Raw genomic sequence first — 15,323 nt, 5'->3', positions numbered from 1 at the left:
GCGGCCCTCAGTGGGCGGCCAGGGCGGCCGGTGTCACGTCGTGCCGGCTCAGCCGCGGCAGCGCGTCGCCCTCGGCGTCGAACACGTGCAGGCGCGGCGCCGGCAGCGCGAACGGCAGCGTGTCGCCGATGGCGGCCTGCTGCTCGCTCAGCTTGGCGATCAGCGGCGTGGCGCCGAGCGGGGTCTCGAGGTAGGCGTAGCTGTGTTCGCCCAGGTGCTCGAGGTGGATGACGCGGCCCTTGAGCGGGCCTTGGCCGACGGCGATGTGCTCGGGGCGGATGCCCAGCGTTACGCTGCTGCCGGCCGGGAGCGCGCTGGCGTCGGCGGCGGCGGGCAGGGTGATGCCGCCGGCGCTGCAGGCGAGACCATCGGCGCTGGCGTGTTGCAGCGTGGCGTCGATGAAGTTCATCGACGGCGAGCCGATGAAGCTGGCGACGAAGCGGTTGCGCGGATGGTGGTAGAGCTCGAGCGGGTGGCCGACCTGGGCGATGCTGGGTACGCCGTCCTGTCCCGCCAGGGGCTTGAGCAGCACGATCTTGTCGGCCAGCGTCATCGCTTCGGTCTGGTCGTGCGTGACGTAGATCATGCTGGCGCGGCCCAAGGAGCGGTGCAGGCGGGCGATCTCGACGCGTGTCTTGACGCGCAGCGAGGCGTCGAGGTTGGAGAGCGGCTCGTCGAACAGGAACACCTTGGGCTGGCGCACGATGGCGCGGCCGATCGCCACGCGCTGGCGCTGGCCGCCGGACAGCGCGCCCGGCTTGCGCTCGAGCAGCGCGGCCAGGTGCAGCGATTCGGCGGCGGCGCGCACGCGGCGGTCGATCTCTGCCTGGCCGAGCTTGAGATGGCGCAGGCCGAAGGCCATGTTGTCGTACACCGTCATGTGCGGGTAGAGCGCGTAGCTCTGGAACACCATGGCGACGTCGCGCTTGGCCGGCGCCAGGTCGTTGACGCGCACGCCGTCGATGTGGATGTTGCCGGCGCTGGTGTCTTCCAGCCCGGCGATCAGGCGCAGCAGGGTGGACTTGCCGCAGCCGGAGGGGCCGATGAAGACGCAGAACTCGCCGGCTTCCACGGTCAGCTGGATGTCGGCCAGGATAGGGGTGTCGCCGAAGCGTTTCTGGACATTATCGAGACGAATCTGGCACATCATGCTGCTCCTGCAGAGAGACGGAGGAAGGCGGCGGAAAGCGGCGGCAAGGTCAATTCCGTGCCCGCGAGGTCGGCGTCGAAGCCGTTGCCAGCGAGCAACTGGGCGTGGCCGGCCAGCGGCAGCGTGGCGGGGCGGTCGGACAGGTTGAACACGCACTGGATGCGGTCGCCGTCGAGTTCGCGCACCAGGGCCAGAACCTGCTCATGCGGCGCCAGCAGCGTCATGCTGCCAAGCCGCAGCGCCGGATACGCGCGGCGCCATTCGATCAGATGACGGTAAAACGCCAGCGTCGAGTCAGCACGGGCTTCTTGATGGGCCACCGTGCGTTCGAGGTGCTGCGGCGACACCGGCAGCCACGGCGTGCCGTTGCTGAAACCGCCCTGGGCGCTGCTGTCCCACACCATCGGGGTGCGGCAGCCGTCGCGCCCCTTGTACTCGGGCCACATGGTCTTGCCGTACGGGTCCTGCAGCAGTTCGAACGGCACCTCGGCTTCGGCCAGCGCCAGTTCCTCGCCCTGGTACAGGCACAGCGCGCCGGGCAGCGCCAGCAGGAACGCCAGCAGCAGCCTGGCGCGCGCCTCGGGACTGCCGCCCAGCGCCTGCCAGCGGCTGACGATGCGCGGCACGTCGTGGTTGCCGAGCGACCAGCAGGCGTACGCGTCGCCGGCTTCGCGCAGGTAGTCGGCCAGCACGCCATGCAGGTACGGCGCTGCGCAGTGCTCGGTGAGCAGCGTGAACACGTACGCCATGTGCAGGTGCGCGTCGCCGCGGGTGTAGGCGGCCAGCGTCGGGTACTGCAGGTCGTCGCCGATCTCGCCGACGGTGACCGCGCCCGGGTACTGGTCGATCAGCTGGCGCAGCCGCGCCAGGAACAGCAGGTTCTCCGGCTGGGTCTTGTCGTAGAGGTGGCGCTGGTGGGTGTAGGGGTTGCTGCGCGGCGCGCCCGGGCTGTCCATCTCGGCCGGACGCGGCGGGTTGTTGCGCAGCTGCGCGTCGTGGGTGCCGAAGTTGATCGCGTCGAGGCGGAAGCCGTCCACGCCGCGCTCCAGCCAGAAGCGCGCCACGTCGAGCAGCGCGTCCTGCACCGCGGGGTTGTGGAAGTTGAGGTCGGGCTGGCTGGCCAGGAAGTTGTGCAGGTAGTACTGCTCGCGCCGGGTGTCCCACTGCCAGGACGAGCCGCCGAACACGCTCAGCCAGTTGTTGGGCGGCGTGCCATCGGCTTGGGCGTCGGCCCACACGTACCAGTCGGCGCGCGTGTTGTCGCGGTTGGCGCGGCTCTCGACGAACCACGGATGCTGGTCCGAGGTGTGGCTCAGCACCAGGTCGATCAGCACCTTGAGGCCCAGTTCGTGGGCGCGGGCCACCAGCGCGTCGAAGTCGGCCAGGGTGCCGAACATCGGGTCGACGTCGCAGTAGTCGGCCACGTCGTAGCCGAAGTCGGCCATCGGGCTCTTGAAGAACGGCGAGATCCAGATCGCCTCGGCGCCCAGGCCGGCGATGTGCGGCAGGCGGCGGGTGATGCCAGGCAGATCGCCGATGCCGTCGCCGTTGCTGTCCTGAAAACTGCGCGGATAAACCTGATAGATGACGGCGCCGCGCCACCAGTTCGGATTGTGCTTTTGCATGATGTCTTACCCCTTGACTGCGCCGGCGGTGAGGCCGGAGACGATCTGGCGCTGGCACAGCAGTACCAGCAGGATCAGTGGAACGGTCACGATCACCGAGGCGGCCATGATGGTGCCCCACGGTAGTTCGAAGCTGCTGCCGCCCGAGATCATCGAGATGGCCACCGGCACGGTGCGTTGCTCGGGCGAAATGGTGAAGGTTAGCGCGAACAGGAACTCGTTCCAGGCGCCGATGAAGGCCAGCAGCGAGGTGGCGGCCAACGCCGGCAACAACAGCGGCAGGAAGATGCGGAAGATCAGCGTGAACACGCCGACCCCATCCATCAGCGCCGCCTCTTCCAGCTCCTTGGGCAGCTCGCGCATGAAGGTGACCAGCACCCAGATGGTGAACGGCAGCGTGAAGATCAGGTCGGTCAGCACCAGCGCGCCGAGGCGGTCGTACAGGCCGAGCGCGCGCACCAGTTCGAACAGGCCGGACAGGATGGCCACCTGCGGAAACATCGACACGCCGAGGATGGTCATCATCAGCACGCCGCGGCCGCGAAACGACACCCGGCCGAGCGCGTACGCGGCCAGCACCGAGACGCCAAGCGACAGCAGCACCGCGCCGCCCGATACCAGCACCGAGTTGAGCAGGTAGGCGCCGAACGGCTGGTCCCGGAACAGGCTGGTGTAGTTGCTGAACGACGGGTGCGCCGGCCACAGCGAGGTCGAGAACAGCTCGTTGCCGCGCTTGAGCGACGAGCTGATGGTGTAGAAGAACGGGAACAGGCTGATCACCATCACCAGCGCCACCGCGACGTAATACAGCAGGGTCTCTACCGGATGCTTTTTCATCTCATACTCCTTGCATGCGGCGGCGGGTGAAGGCCATGTAGCCGGCGGTGAACAGCACGATCACCAGGAACAGCACGGTGGCCGAGGCCGAGCCGAAGCCGACCTGCTGGAAGTCCACCAGCTGTTCGCGCACGTACACCGACATGCTCTTGGTCAGGCGGCTGTTCGAGGTCATCACGTAGATCAGGTCGAACACGCGCAGCGCATCGAGCGCGCGGAACACCATGGCCACCAGCACGGCGGGCAGGATCAGGGGCAGCGTGATGTGGCTGAACACGCGCAGCCGCGGCACGCCGTCGACGCGCGCGGCCTCGTAGCAGTCGGAGGGCACCATCTGCAGCGCGGCCAGCATCAGCAGCGCCATGAAGGGCGTGGTCTTCCACACGTCGACCAGGATGATGGTGAAAAACGTCAGGTCCGGATCGGCGATGAAGGCCAGCGGATGGTCGATCAGGCCGAGGCTTTGCAGCAGCACGTTGATCACGCCGTACTGGTCGTTGAGCATCCAGCTCCACATCTTGGCCGACACGATGGTCGGGATCGCCCACGGCACCAGTACGGCGGCGCGCAACAGGGTGCGCACGCGCGACGGCGTGTTGAGCAGCAGCGCCACGCTAAGCCCGAGCAGGGTTTCCAGCGTGACCGATATCACGGAGAAGCGCAGCGTGTTGGCCACCGCGCTCCACCAGGCGGCATCGCGCAGCACGCCGTTCTCGCCGATATAGTTGTCCAGCCCGACGAACTGCAGCTGCGTCAGGTCGCCCAGCTGCGCATTGGTCAGGCTGAACCAGATGGTGCGCAGCAGCGGCCAGCCGGCGATGGCCAGCAGCACCACCAGCGCCGGCGCCACCAGCAGCCAGGCCGTGCGCTGGCGCGAGCGCTGCAGCGAGGACTCGGCGGACGACGCGCGCACGGGGGCCGCCGAGGTCAGGGTTTGACTCGTCATGGGAGACTCTCCAGGGTGATTCCAATGCGCCTGAGAAACGCTAACGTTGTCGGCATGCGTTGTGCGGACTGCGTGCGAATCTATCGTTGGGCAAATCAACGATTTGCACGCAGAGATTCGCTCAGCGAGCACTGGCCGTACCGCGTGTACGGTCTGCGGCCCCGCTCAACTTGCCTTCGCGTTTTCGTTCCTCATGCTTTTTGGAACAAGAAAAGGCCCGCGTCCCGCTGTGCGGAGAGCGATGTACGCGGGCGAAGGGGGAGAATTACTTGGCGGCGACGAAGCCTGCCGGAGCCAGCCGCTTGAGCGTGCCGTCCAGCTGCGCCAGCGCGTCGGCCGACTTGGCGTTGCCCGACAGCACGTCGTGGGCGGCGTTCCAGAACTGGTTGCTCACCTGGTTGTACTTGCTGGTGGTCACGGTGGACGGGCGCGGCACGGCGTTGGCGAAGGTGGGGTAGAGCTCGGCCATGAACGGGCTGGCCTTGATGATGTCGGGGTCCTTGTACAGGGCCGGAATGGTGGGGTTGAACGAGCCCGCGATGGCGCGGTACTTCTGCGCTTCTGCGCTGGTCAGGTACAGCAGCAGGTCGGCGGCCAGCTTGGGGTTTTTCGAGTAGCGCGACACCGCGAGCTGCCAGCCGCCCAGCGTGGCGGCATGGCGGCCGGCGTTGCCGCCCTTGGGCAGCATCATCACGCCGACCTTGCCCTTGACCGCGCTGCCGTCCTGGTTCATCACCGACCAGGCGTACGGCCAGTTGCGCATGAACACGGCGTTGCCGGACTGGAACACGCCGCGTGCCTCTTCTTCGGCAAAATTCAGCACCGCCTTGGGCGAAATGGTGCCCACCCACTTGGCGGCGGTGTCGAGCGCCTTGGCGGCGTTCGGGTTGCTGATGGTCACTTTGCCCTTGGCGTCGACGACGGTGCCGCCGTTGAAGCTCGACACCCATTCGAGCGCATTGCAGGTCAGCCCCTCGTAGGCACGCCCTTGCCAGACGTAGCCCCACAGCTTGTCGTTGCCGGCGGCGCGCTCCGCGTCCTGGATCTTCTTGGCCGCCGCGGTCATCTCGTCCCAGGTGGTCGGCGCTTTCAGGTGGTATTTGTCGAGCAGGTCCTTGCGGTAGTACATCATGCCGGTGTCGATGTACCAGGGCATGGCGACCAGCTTGCCCGCCACGGTGTTGTTGGCGACGATGCTGGCGAAGTGCTGCTTTTCCGCCCCCTTGCTGTAGGGCTTCAGGTCCAGCAGCTGGTTGGCCAGGATGCCGGGCCAGACCACGTCGATCTGCAGCACGTCGATCTTGTCCGAACCGCTGCCGAGCAGTTGCTGCAACAGAGCCAGTTGCTCGTTCGAGTCGTTCGGCGTCGCCACGAACTGCACTTCGTTGCCGGTCTTCTTGGCCCATTCCTTGGCCGAGTCCATGCACACATTCTGGCCCGGCCCCGGTGCGCCGCATTCGAGACGTAGGGTGGCGGCTTCGGCGGTGCCGGCCAGCGCCAGCACGGCGGCGGCGCTCATCAACGCGATTTTCATGACGGGTCTCTCCTCCTTGTTGTGGTCGACATCGCGTGGTGTGCCGGGGTGTGGCGCGGCTGACTCACGATGTCCTGTACCCATCTAACTGCGCTGGCGTTAATGGCAAATTTCATGGTGCGGGGTGCGGCGTTAACAATTGCAACAGGGCGGCTTCGGCCAACCTTGGCCGGTTAGCCGGCGTCCCGGGCCAACAGCCGGGCCAGTTCCGGCAGGGTGTAGGGCTTGGCCAGGAACGGCGCGCCGGCCGGCCAGTCGCTGCGCCGGGCGTGGTATTCCGGCGGCAGGCCGGAGGTCAGCACCACCGCCAGGCCGGGATGTTCCTGCTGCAGGCGGCGGTAGAGGCGCACGCCGTCGCCGCCCTCGCCCAGCATCACGTCCGACAGCACCAGCTCGGCCGCGCCGCCGGCGGCGAGCCAGTCCAGCGCCGCCGCCTCGCCGGCCACCGCGTGCACCGTGGCGCCCAGTTGCTGCAGCAGTGCCACGGCGGTGTCGCGCACGTCGGCGTCGTCGTCCACCAGCAGCACGCTCCGTGGCGGCAGCGTGGCGGGCAGCGCGGCGGGACCGCGCTCCAGGGTGCAGTGCGGCGCGGCGGGCGGCAGCCACAGCGAGATCGTGGTGCCCTGGCCCGGGGTGCTGTCGATGCCGACGTCGCCGCCGCTCTGGCGCAGGAAGCCGTACACGATGGACAGGCCGAGCCCGCTGCCCTTGCCCTGTTCCTTGGTGGTGAAGAACGGTTCCAGCACGTGCGGCAGCACCTCGGGCGGGATGCCGCGCCCGGTGTCGCGCACGGAGAGGCACAGCGCCGGGCCGGACAGCGGCGTGGCGCCGTCGTCGCGGCGCGCGACGAGGTCGAGCCGGCCGCCGTCCGGCATCGCCTGCGCCGCGTTGAGCGCCAGGTTGAGCACGGCGTTTTCCAGCTGGCCGCGGTCGACGCAGACACGCAGCCCGGGTTCGGCCTGCACCGTGACGGCGATGCCCTCGCCGACGCTGTATTCGATCAGGTCGAGCATTTCCTGCAGCATGTCGTCGAGGTCGACGATCTCCGGCGTGAGCGGCTGGCGCCGGGCGAAGGCCAGCAGCCGGCGCGTCAGCGCCGCCGCCTTGTTGGCGGCGCCGTGGGCGCGTTCCAGGCGGCGGCGCGCGTCGTCGGGCAGGTCGTCACGCTGCTCCAGCAGCTCGAGGTTGCCGAGGATCGCCACCAGGAAGTTGTTGAAGTCGTGCGCCACGCCGCCGGTGAGCTGGCCCAGCACCTCCATCTTCTGCATCTGCTGCAACTGCGCCTCGGCGACGCGGCGCGCCGAGACGTCGCGGCACACCGCCACCCAGCCGCCCTCCGGCATGGCGCGGCTGCGGAATTCCAGCACCCGGCCGTCAGGCAGGTGCAGCTCGGCGGCGCTGGCGATGCGCTCGCGACCGTCGGCGGTGTGCGCCGCGGTATCGGCCGCCACCGCCTGCCAGCGCGTGCCGGCGGGCATCGCCGTGCGCAGCGCGGGGTAGGGCAGGCCGCTGCTGAGCCGCGCCGGGTCGATGCCGAGCAGGGCCGGGAACTGCGGGTTCCACACCATCAGCGCGCCGTCGGCGTCGTACACCGAGAGGCCGTCGTTCATGCTGGCGAACACCGTCTGCAGCAGCCGGCGCTGCGCCTCCAGCCCCTGCGCCAGGCGCTGCTTTTCCAAGAGGTTGTCGCGGAACACCTGGAACGCCCGCGCCAGCTCGCCGATCTCGTCGGCGCGTTCGGTGGCGGGGGTGGCCTGCGCGGTGTCGCCGGCGGCGAGCCGGCTCATCACGCGCGAGATCGACTGCATCTGCCGCGCCACGCGCCGCACGTAGCCCGCCGCCAACAGCGCCACCAGCACGCCGACCGCCGCCAGCACGGTGAGTCCGCTGATGCCGGAGCGGATGGTGACCTGCACGCGTCGGCTGCGATTGTCGGCCAGCGCGCGCAGTTCCTGCACGTAGGCGGCGGTGCGCTGGCTGAGCTGTACCGCGTTGCTGCGGTAGAGCTGCAGCAGCAGCGCTATGCGTTCGTCGGTGGCGAGCACCTGGCGGCGCTGCTCGAACAGGTTCTGCGGCGTGCAGCAGATCACGTCCAGCTCGGTGTGGAGCCAGGGCGGCAGGTAGCGCGTCTCGCCGCGCCGCTGCATCGCCAGCAGCAGCGCTTCGGCGTCGGCTTCCAGCGCGCCCAGCGCGGCGCGGTCGCGCGCCAGCGGCACCGCCTGCAGCGTGTGCCACAACGGCAGCAGGGTCGGCGCGCTGCGCACCACGCCGCCGTGGCCGAGCTGGTCGAGCAGGTGGTCGAGGCGCAGGCGGTAGGCGTCGAGCGCCTGCTGGTGGTGGCGCTTGTCGCCGGACAACAGCAGCAGTTGCTCGAGGTCGTGTCCGGCGCCGTCCAGCATGCTGCTGACCGCGAGGCGGCGGTCGGCCTGCGGCGGCAGCGCCAGCGACAGGCGCTGGATGTCGCCCATCAGCGCCTGCAGCCGCTGCACGTCGTCGGGCAGGGTGTCGGGGGCGTAATTGTCGGCCAGGTTGGGGGCGATGGCGGCCACCTGCGACACTTTTTCCGCCAGCTCCAGCACGCGCGCCAGCTCCGGCATCACCTCCTCGCGAAAGCCGGTGAGGGTGTCGAGCGTGGTGCGCATGCCGCTGACGCCGACCAGAGTCACCGCCAGCATCAGCACGAACATCGCCGCGAACGCCGCCTGCAGCCGGGTGCGGATCGGCTGCGACCAAGCGGAGCACAACAGGCGCGAGGGGGGCGGCACGGCGGACCTCAAGGGCGGCTGACCGCGGCGCGGAACTGGTAGCCCAGGCCGCGCTCGGTGCAGATCAGTTCGGGGTGGCGCGGGTTCAGCTCGATCTTGCGCCTGAGGCGCAGGATCAGCACGTCGATGGTGCGGTCGTACACCTCGGTGTCGAGGCCGCGCGTCTGCTCCAGCAGCTGCTCGCGGCTCCACACCCGCTGCGGGTGGCGCACCAGCGTGGCCAAGAGCGAGAACTCGCCCTGGGTCAGCGCGCACGGCGTGCCGTCCGGCTGGCGCAGCTCGCGCGCGGTCAGGTCGAGCAGCCAGCCGTTGAAGGCGTAGCACTCGTGCGCCTCGCCCGGGTGGCGCTGCAGCGGGATCGACAGCTCGGTGGTGCGGCGCAGCGCGGCGCGCACGCGCGCCAGCAGTTCGCGTCCGGAGAACGGCTTGGTCAGGTAGTCGTCGGCGGCCAGTTCCAGCCCCAGCACGCGGTCGGTCTCGTCGCCCTTGCCGCTCATCATGATGATCGGCACGGCGGACTGGCCGCGCAGCTCGCGCGCCAGCATCAGGCCGTCCTCGCCCTTGAGCCTGAGGTCGAGGATCACCAGCGCGAAGCGCTGTGCCGCCAGGGCCTGGCGCATCGCCGCGCCGTCGGCTACGCCGTGCGGGGCGAAGCCGCCGTCCTCCAGCAGCGCGCCGAGCCAGTCGCGCACCTCGGTCTCGTCGTCGACGATCAGGATGCGGTGCTTGTCGTCCATGCGGGGGGCTCCTCCTTATTCATCGTGTTGTTCACGATGTTTGGCATCCCGTTTCTTATTGAGTCGGGCTTTTGTGTCCGCTGCGCGGACGACATTTCAAGCGGTGCTGACCGCCGGCAGGCAAGGGGGCTGTGTCGCCAGCCCCCTTGCAACCCCAGGCGACCCCGACGGCCCGTGAATTCCCGCTTGGCCAGGGCAGGGCAAGGCGCCGCCGAACTCCATGCGTGCAAATCCATCGCTGGGCCAATCGGAGATTGGCACGCGGAGATTTGCTCAGCGGACGCATTTGCTAACGTCAAATCGCTCAAACAGGCGGCGGCTTAAAACCTTGCCCTACCCCGTCCAAACGGCACAGGCCAACGGGGATAGGGACGAGTCGGTTTTGTCTTGGCTCCGAGTTCGATTGTAGATGCCGAGCTCTGTCGATCCTCACAGAGCATGCACTGGTTCATAACAGAAAGCGCGGCGCGATGTGTTTCAATTGTTACACGGCGCCTGGCGCCAGCCGCCGCGCCACCTCGTCGGCCAGCGCGAGGCAGCTGGTCAGCCCCGGCGATTCGATGCCGTAGAGGTTGATCAGACCCGGCACGCCGTGTTGGCGCTCGTCCTGGATCACGAAATCGGCGTCGGCCTGGTCCGGCGCGGCGAGCTTGGGGCGGATGCCGGCGTAACCCGGCTGCAGCGCGCCGTCCGGCAGCGCCGGCCACCACTGGCGGATGCTCTGGTAGAAGCAGCCCGCGCGCGCCGGGTCGACGCGGTAGTCCACCGTGTCCACCCATTCCACGTCCGGGCCGAAGCGCGCCTGGCCGGCGAGGTCGAGCGTGAGGTGGGTGCCCAGTCCGCCCGCCACCGGCAGCGGGTAGATCAGGTGCGAGAACGGCGCGCGTCCGCTCAGCGTGAAGTACACGCCGCGCGCGTAATGCAGCGGGGGAATGGAGCCCGCCGGCAGGCCGTCGATGGCCGCCGCGACGCGCTGCGCCCACAGCCCGGCGGCGTTGACCACGCGGCGCGCGTGCAGGTAGTACGGGGTGTCGCTGCCGATGGTGAGCACCAGTCCGTCTGGTTCGATGCGCCCGCCGACCACCGGCGAGGCCAGCGCCAAGAGCGCGCCGGCGGCTTCGGCATCGGCCAGCAGCGCCAGCATCAGGGCGTGGCTGTCGACGATGCCGGTGGCGGGCGACAACAGTGCGGTGTGGCCGGCGAGCGCCGGCTCCAGGTCGGCGAGCTCGGCCTGTTCCAGCCAGCGCAGGTCGCTCACGCCGTTGGCGGCGGCGCGTTGGGCGATGTGCCTCAGCCGCGGCGCGTCGCCGGCCTGGGTGGCGACCAGCAGCTTGCCGAGGCGGCGGTGCGGCACCGCGCGCGCGGCGCAGTAGCGGTACAGTGATGTGCGCCCGGCCAGGCACAGCCGCGCCTTGAGCGAGCCGGTCGGGTAGTAGAGCCCGGCGTGGATCACCTCGCTGTTGCGGCTCGAGGTGTGGTGGCCGAAGGCGGCTTCGGCTTCGGCGACGATGACTTCATGTCCTTGCAGGGCCAGCGCGCGCGCCACCGCCAGGCCGATGACGCCGGCGCCGATCACCAGGGTGTCGATGTGGTCCATGGTCGTTTCCTCAGAACCCGTTCACGATCTTGCTGCGCATCCCTGATCGGGGCTCATGTGCACTGCGTGCCAATCTATTGATTCGCTCAGCGATCGGGCGTCCTCATGTATTCCAGTACATTCCAGTTTCTGCGCTGCTTTTCACCCCGCTGAGGGCTGCTCGCGACAGATCGTGAACAGGTTCTCAATCCTGTCCGGCCAGCTGCGCGGTGGCCAGGCGGCCGAGCAGGGTGATGGCGTCGGCCAGTTGCCCGCTCCAGGGTTGGCCGAAGTTGAGGCGCAGGCAGTGGCTGAAGCGCGGCTCGGCCGAGAACAGCAGGCCGGGGGCGAAGCTGATCGACTGCGCCAGCGCGGCTTCCAGCAGCCGTGCGGTATCCACCCCCTCCGGGCATTCCACCCACAGCAGCAGCCCGCCCTGCGGCCGGCGCACGCGCGTGCCGTGCGGGAACGCCGCCAGCACCGCGTCGGCGGTGGCCTGCATCTGCTGCGCCAGCTGCTGGCGCAGGCGCTGGCTGGTGCGCGCGTAATCGCCTGCCGCGAGCATGTCGGCCAGCACCACCTGCAGCAGCGACGAGCTCACCAGCGAGCTGCTTTCGCGCAAGCGGGCCAGCGCCGCGTGGTGGCGCCCGCCGGCGAGCCAGCCCAGGCGGAACGACGGCGCGAAGCTCTTGGTGAACGAGGCGCAGTAGATCACCTCGCCGTCGCGGTCCCAGGCCTTGAGCGGGGTGGGGCGGCGGGGGCCGAAGTAGAGGTCGCCGAACACGTCGTCCTCGATGATGGTCACGCCGTGCCGGCGCGTGAGCGCCAGCAGGCGCTTCTTGTTGTCGTCCGGCATCAGCGCCCCGGTGGGGTTCTGGAAGTGCGGCACGGTGACCAGGCACCGCACCGCCGGGCCGTGGCGCAGCGCGAACTCCAGCGCCTCCAGCGACAGCCCGGCGTCCGGCGTGCAGGGAATCTCCAGCGCCTTCAGGCCCAGGCTTTCCAGCGTCTGCAGCAGGCCGAAGTAGACCGGGGTTTCCACCGCCACGGTGTCGCCGGGGCGGGTGAGCAGGCGCAGCGCCAGGCTGATGGCCTCGGTGATGCCCTGGGTCATCAGGATGTCGCCGGGGGTGAGATCGAGCTCGGCGCCGGCGGCGAGGCGGGCGATCTCGCGCTTGAGCCGGGTCTGTTCCGACTCCGCCAGGTAGGCGCCGATCAGCTCCGGCTGGCGCAGCAAGGTGTGCTGCAGGCGGCGCGCCAGCTCGGCGGTGGGGTAGAGCGCGGTGGCGGCCTCGGCCATGTGCAGCTGCAGCGCGAGGCGCGAGCCGGACAGGCGCAGCAGGTGCGAGACGCGGCTGTCGACCCGCACCAGCGCCGCCGGCGCCGGCAGCGGCGCGCTCTGCTCGGGGTGGGCCGCGCGGCGCGGCAGCGCGGCGTAGAAGCCGGCGCGCGGGCGCGCCACCACGCTCTGGCGCTGTTCCAGCAGACGATAGGCGGCGAGCGCGGTCAGGGTGTTGACGCCGTAGTGCTCGGCCAGGCGGCGCACCGCCGGCAGGCGGCTGCCGGGGACGAATTCGCCAGCGTCGAGGCGGGCCTGCAGCTCGGCGGCGATGCGCTGGTAATGCGGAGTAGCGTTCATCGTCTTGTTATATAGAACAGATTGCGCCCAGCCTAAGCTGTTTGGCGCGTTGTGTGAAGGCGGCGTCGCGCGGCGGGACTACGCTGGGGCCATCGATGACATCTGAGCGGTTAACCAACCCACGCAGCGGTCCTGGCCAGGCGCGCGACCCAGTACGGCAAATGCGCGCCCAGCGATGGATCCGCACGCGCACAGCAATGCCAAGAGGGTTGTGTTAGCGGCTCCAAGGAGCAGAACCATGACGTTTTCCCCCTGGCGCGATCTGTCGCCTTCGGCCGTCCTCGCCGCGGTGCTTGCACTGCTGGTGGGGTATTCCGGCCCTTTTCTCATCATCGTGCACGCCGCGCAGTCGGCGGGCCTGAGCGCCGCCCAGCTCGGTTCCTGGGTGTGGGCGGTGTCGATCGGCTCCGGCGTCGCCGGCTTGTGGCTGTCGCTGCGCTGGAAGGCGCCGGTGATCACCGCCTGGTCGACGCCGGGCGCGGCGCTGCTGCTGGCGGCGCTGCCCGGCGTGCCGTACCCCGAGGCGGTGGGCGCCTTCCTGGCGGCGGCGGTCATCGTCACCGCGATCGGTGCTTCCGGGCTGTTCGACAGGATCATGAAGGTGTTCCCGCCGGCGCTGGCGGCGGCGCTCTTGGGCGGCATCCTGTTCCGCTTCGTCGCCGAGCTGGCCGGGGCGGCCAGCCATGACGCGGCGCTGGTGCTGCCGATGGCGGCGGCGTTCTTCCTCGGCCGGCGGCTGTTCCCGCGCTACGCCTTGCCGCTCGCGCTGGCACTGGGGTTCGCCATCGCCGGCGTGCAGGGCCTGTTCGGCGCGCTGCCGGCGTGGCAGGGCGGCGCCGGGCCGCAGTTCACCCTGCCGGCATGGTCGTGGACGGCCTTCGTCAACCTCGCCATTCCGCTCGCGCTGGTGGCGCTGACCGGGCAGTTCCTGCCGGGCATGGCGGTGCTGGCGTCGTCCGGCTACCGCATCCCGGCGCGCTCGCCGGTCACTGCGCTCGGATTGATGTCGATCGTCACCGCGCCCCTGGGCGGACACGGCGTGGTGCTGGCGGCGATCACCGCGGCGATCTGCACCGGGCCCGAGGCGCACCCGGACCCGGCGCGGCGCTACATGGCCGGGGTGGTGTGCGGGGTGTTGTACCTCCTCTTGGGGCTGGCCGGCGGGGCGCTGGCGGCGCTGATCCTGACCCTGCCCAAGGCGCTGGTGGCGGCGGCCGCCGGGCTGGCGTTGTTCGGCACGCTGGCCTCCTCGCTCGCCACCGCGCTGGGCGACGAGCGCCAGCGCGAGGCGGCGCTGCTTACCTTCGTGGTGGCGGCCTCCGGCGTCACCATCGCCGGGCTCGGCGCCCCGTTGTGGGCCTTGCTGGCGGGCGGGACGGTCAGCGGCCTGCTGCGCTGGCGTTGGCGCCTGGCTCCGGCCTGACGCCCGCAGCATGCCGCCGCCCTGCGGCGGTGCCGCTGTCACGCCGGCCGGCATTGCCGAAGTGTTGCGTCAGGTACTGGTGCAGCCGCTGGCTGGCGGGGCTGTCGCCGGCGCCGGGCGTCTTGATCCAATAGGAATGGGCACAGCCGACTTGATGCTCGTTGAACGGCACCAGCTGCCCGAGAACCAGCTCGCTTTCCAGCATCACCGGGTCGCACAGGGCCAGTCCCAGGCCCTTGCAGGCCGCGCTCAGCGTCGATTTCGGGGAGTCGCACACCAGCCGTTCGTTGCTGCCCGGCAGCGGGTTGGCCTCCAGCCAGCGGTTCCAGCTGTGCTGCCAGATCTGCTGGTTGGGCTGTTGGAAGATCAGCAGGCGCAAGCGGCTGGTGTCGCCGCTGTGGGCGAATAGTTCGGCCACCGGCGGCGCGCAGAACGCCTGCAGGCGCACCGAGCGCAGCAGCTCGCCGTCGAAGCCCGGCCATGAACCGTCTCCCCAGCGCACCTCGCACGACACCGGCGGCATGTCCCTGTCATTCGGCCGCTCGGGCGAGCTGATGATGATCTTGTCGGCTTCGCTGATGAACTCGATCTCCCGCAGGCGCGGAATCAGCCACTGGCTGGCAAAAAAGACCGGGCAGCGAATATGCAGCACCTGTCGCGCCGTGGCCTCGTTGATCTGCCCGATGGCTTTTTCCAGCGTATCGAAGGCCTGGCTCGCCGCCGCCAACAACTGCTGTCCTGCCGGCGTCAACACGATCCGTTTCTGATTGCGGTCGATCAGTTTCTGGCCCAGCGCCGTTTCCAGTGTCTTGACTTGCCGGGACAGCGCGCTTTGCGTCAGGCCCAGCGCCGACGCGGCTTGGGTGAAGCTGAGGGTGCGGCCCACCGCCTCGAAGATTTTGAGGGCATTGAGAGACGGTAATTGTCTTTTCATTAATTTTTGTTTATTCAAATGGGATGCGTGAGGACTGTATTTTTTATGCCGGCTGTGCGTCAATTATGTACTTTTTGATTTCTATTACAAATCAGCCGCAGGATTGATTAGTGAATTCCGAAAACGCATCGATGGCGGTGAGAAAAAATCAACCTAT

Annotated in this window: 11 protein-coding genes; 1 reads left to right on the top strand and 10 read right to left on the bottom strand. The window is 69.1% G+C overall.

Translation table 11 applies throughout. The annotated features are described in order from the left end of the window. Positions 1-7 precede the first annotated feature (7 nt). The 9 genes from AC3WG5_RS11185 to AC3WG5_RS11145 form a co-directional block, all read right to left on the bottom strand. On the bottom strand, positions 8-1,147 hold the full coding sequence (locus AC3WG5_RS11185) for an ABC transporter ATP-binding protein (protein WP_492568726.1): 1,140 nt from the start codon (positions 1,145-1,147) through the stop codon (positions 8-10). Continuing rightward, on the bottom strand, positions 1,147-2,775 hold the full coding sequence (locus AC3WG5_RS11180) for an alpha-glucosidase family protein (protein ID WP_492568718.1): 1,629 nt from the start codon (positions 2,773-2,775) through the stop codon (positions 1,147-1,149). The genes AC3WG5_RS11185 and AC3WG5_RS11180 overlap by 1 nt, the downstream gene beginning before the upstream one ends. Positions 2,776-2,781: 6 nt before the next feature. Further along, the gene (locus tag AC3WG5_RS11175; protein WP_492568717.1) at positions 2,782-3,612 is read right to left on the bottom strand and encodes a carbohydrate ABC transporter permease; all 831 of its coding nucleotides are present in this window, start codon (positions 3,610-3,612) and stop codon (positions 2,782-2,784) included. 1 nt (position 3,613) lies between these two features. Next, entirely contained in the window at positions 3,614-4,558 is a 945-nt protein-coding gene (locus tag AC3WG5_RS11170; RefSeq protein WP_492568716.1) for a carbohydrate ABC transporter permease, read from the bottom strand. Positions 4,559-4,823: 265 nt separating this feature from the next. Further along, the gene (locus AC3WG5_RS11165) at positions 4,824-6,092 is read right to left on the bottom strand and encodes an ABC transporter substrate-binding protein (RefSeq protein ID WP_492568715.1); all 1,269 of its coding nucleotides are present in this window, start codon (positions 6,090-6,092) and stop codon (positions 4,824-4,826) included. Positions 6,093-6,265: 173 nt separating this feature from the next. Continuing rightward, positions 6,266-8,857, bottom strand: coding sequence for a hybrid sensor histidine kinase/response regulator (locus AC3WG5_RS11160; RefSeq protein ID WP_492568714.1), 2,592 nt, complete (start codon positions 8,855-8,857; stop codon positions 6,266-6,268). 8 nt (positions 8,858-8,865) lie between these two features. Continuing rightward, positions 8,866-9,594 (bottom strand): response regulator, encoded by a 729-nt coding sequence (locus AC3WG5_RS11155; RefSeq protein ID WP_492568713.1) that lies wholly within the window; start codon positions 9,592-9,594, stop codon positions 8,866-8,868. Between the two features lie 484 nt (positions 9,595-10,078). Further along, a complete protein-coding gene (locus tag AC3WG5_RS11150) occupies positions 10,079-11,191 on the bottom strand; it encodes an NAD(P)/FAD-dependent oxidoreductase (protein WP_492568712.1) in 1,113 nt (370 codons plus the stop codon). Between the two features lie 184 nt (positions 11,192-11,375). Beyond that, entirely contained in the window at positions 11,376-12,809 is a 1,434-nt protein-coding gene (locus AC3WG5_RS11145; protein ID WP_492568711.1) for an aminotransferase-like domain-containing protein, read from the bottom strand. Between the two features lie 238 nt (positions 12,810-13,047). Between AC3WG5_RS11145 and AC3WG5_RS11140 the strand changes: the two genes are divergently transcribed. Further along, complete coding sequence (locus AC3WG5_RS11140; RefSeq protein ID WP_492568710.1) at positions 13,048-14,232, top strand: benzoate/H(+) symporter BenE family transporter; 1,185 nt, start codon at positions 13,048-13,050, stop codon at positions 14,230-14,232. On the opposite strand, the gene AC3WG5_RS11135 is transcribed toward AC3WG5_RS11140, so the two are convergent. Next, complete coding sequence (locus tag AC3WG5_RS11135; protein WP_492568709.1) at positions 14,189-15,166, bottom strand: LysR family transcriptional regulator; 978 nt, start codon at positions 15,164-15,166, stop codon at positions 14,189-14,191. The two genes, AC3WG5_RS11140 and AC3WG5_RS11135, sit on opposite strands and share 44 nt — an antisense overlap. Positions 15,167-15,323: the final 157 nt, after the last annotated feature.

This window comes from Pseudogulbenkiania sp. FW507-F1 (assembly GCF_058781125.1).
This window is presented reverse-complemented; position numbering and strand designations above follow the sequence as displayed.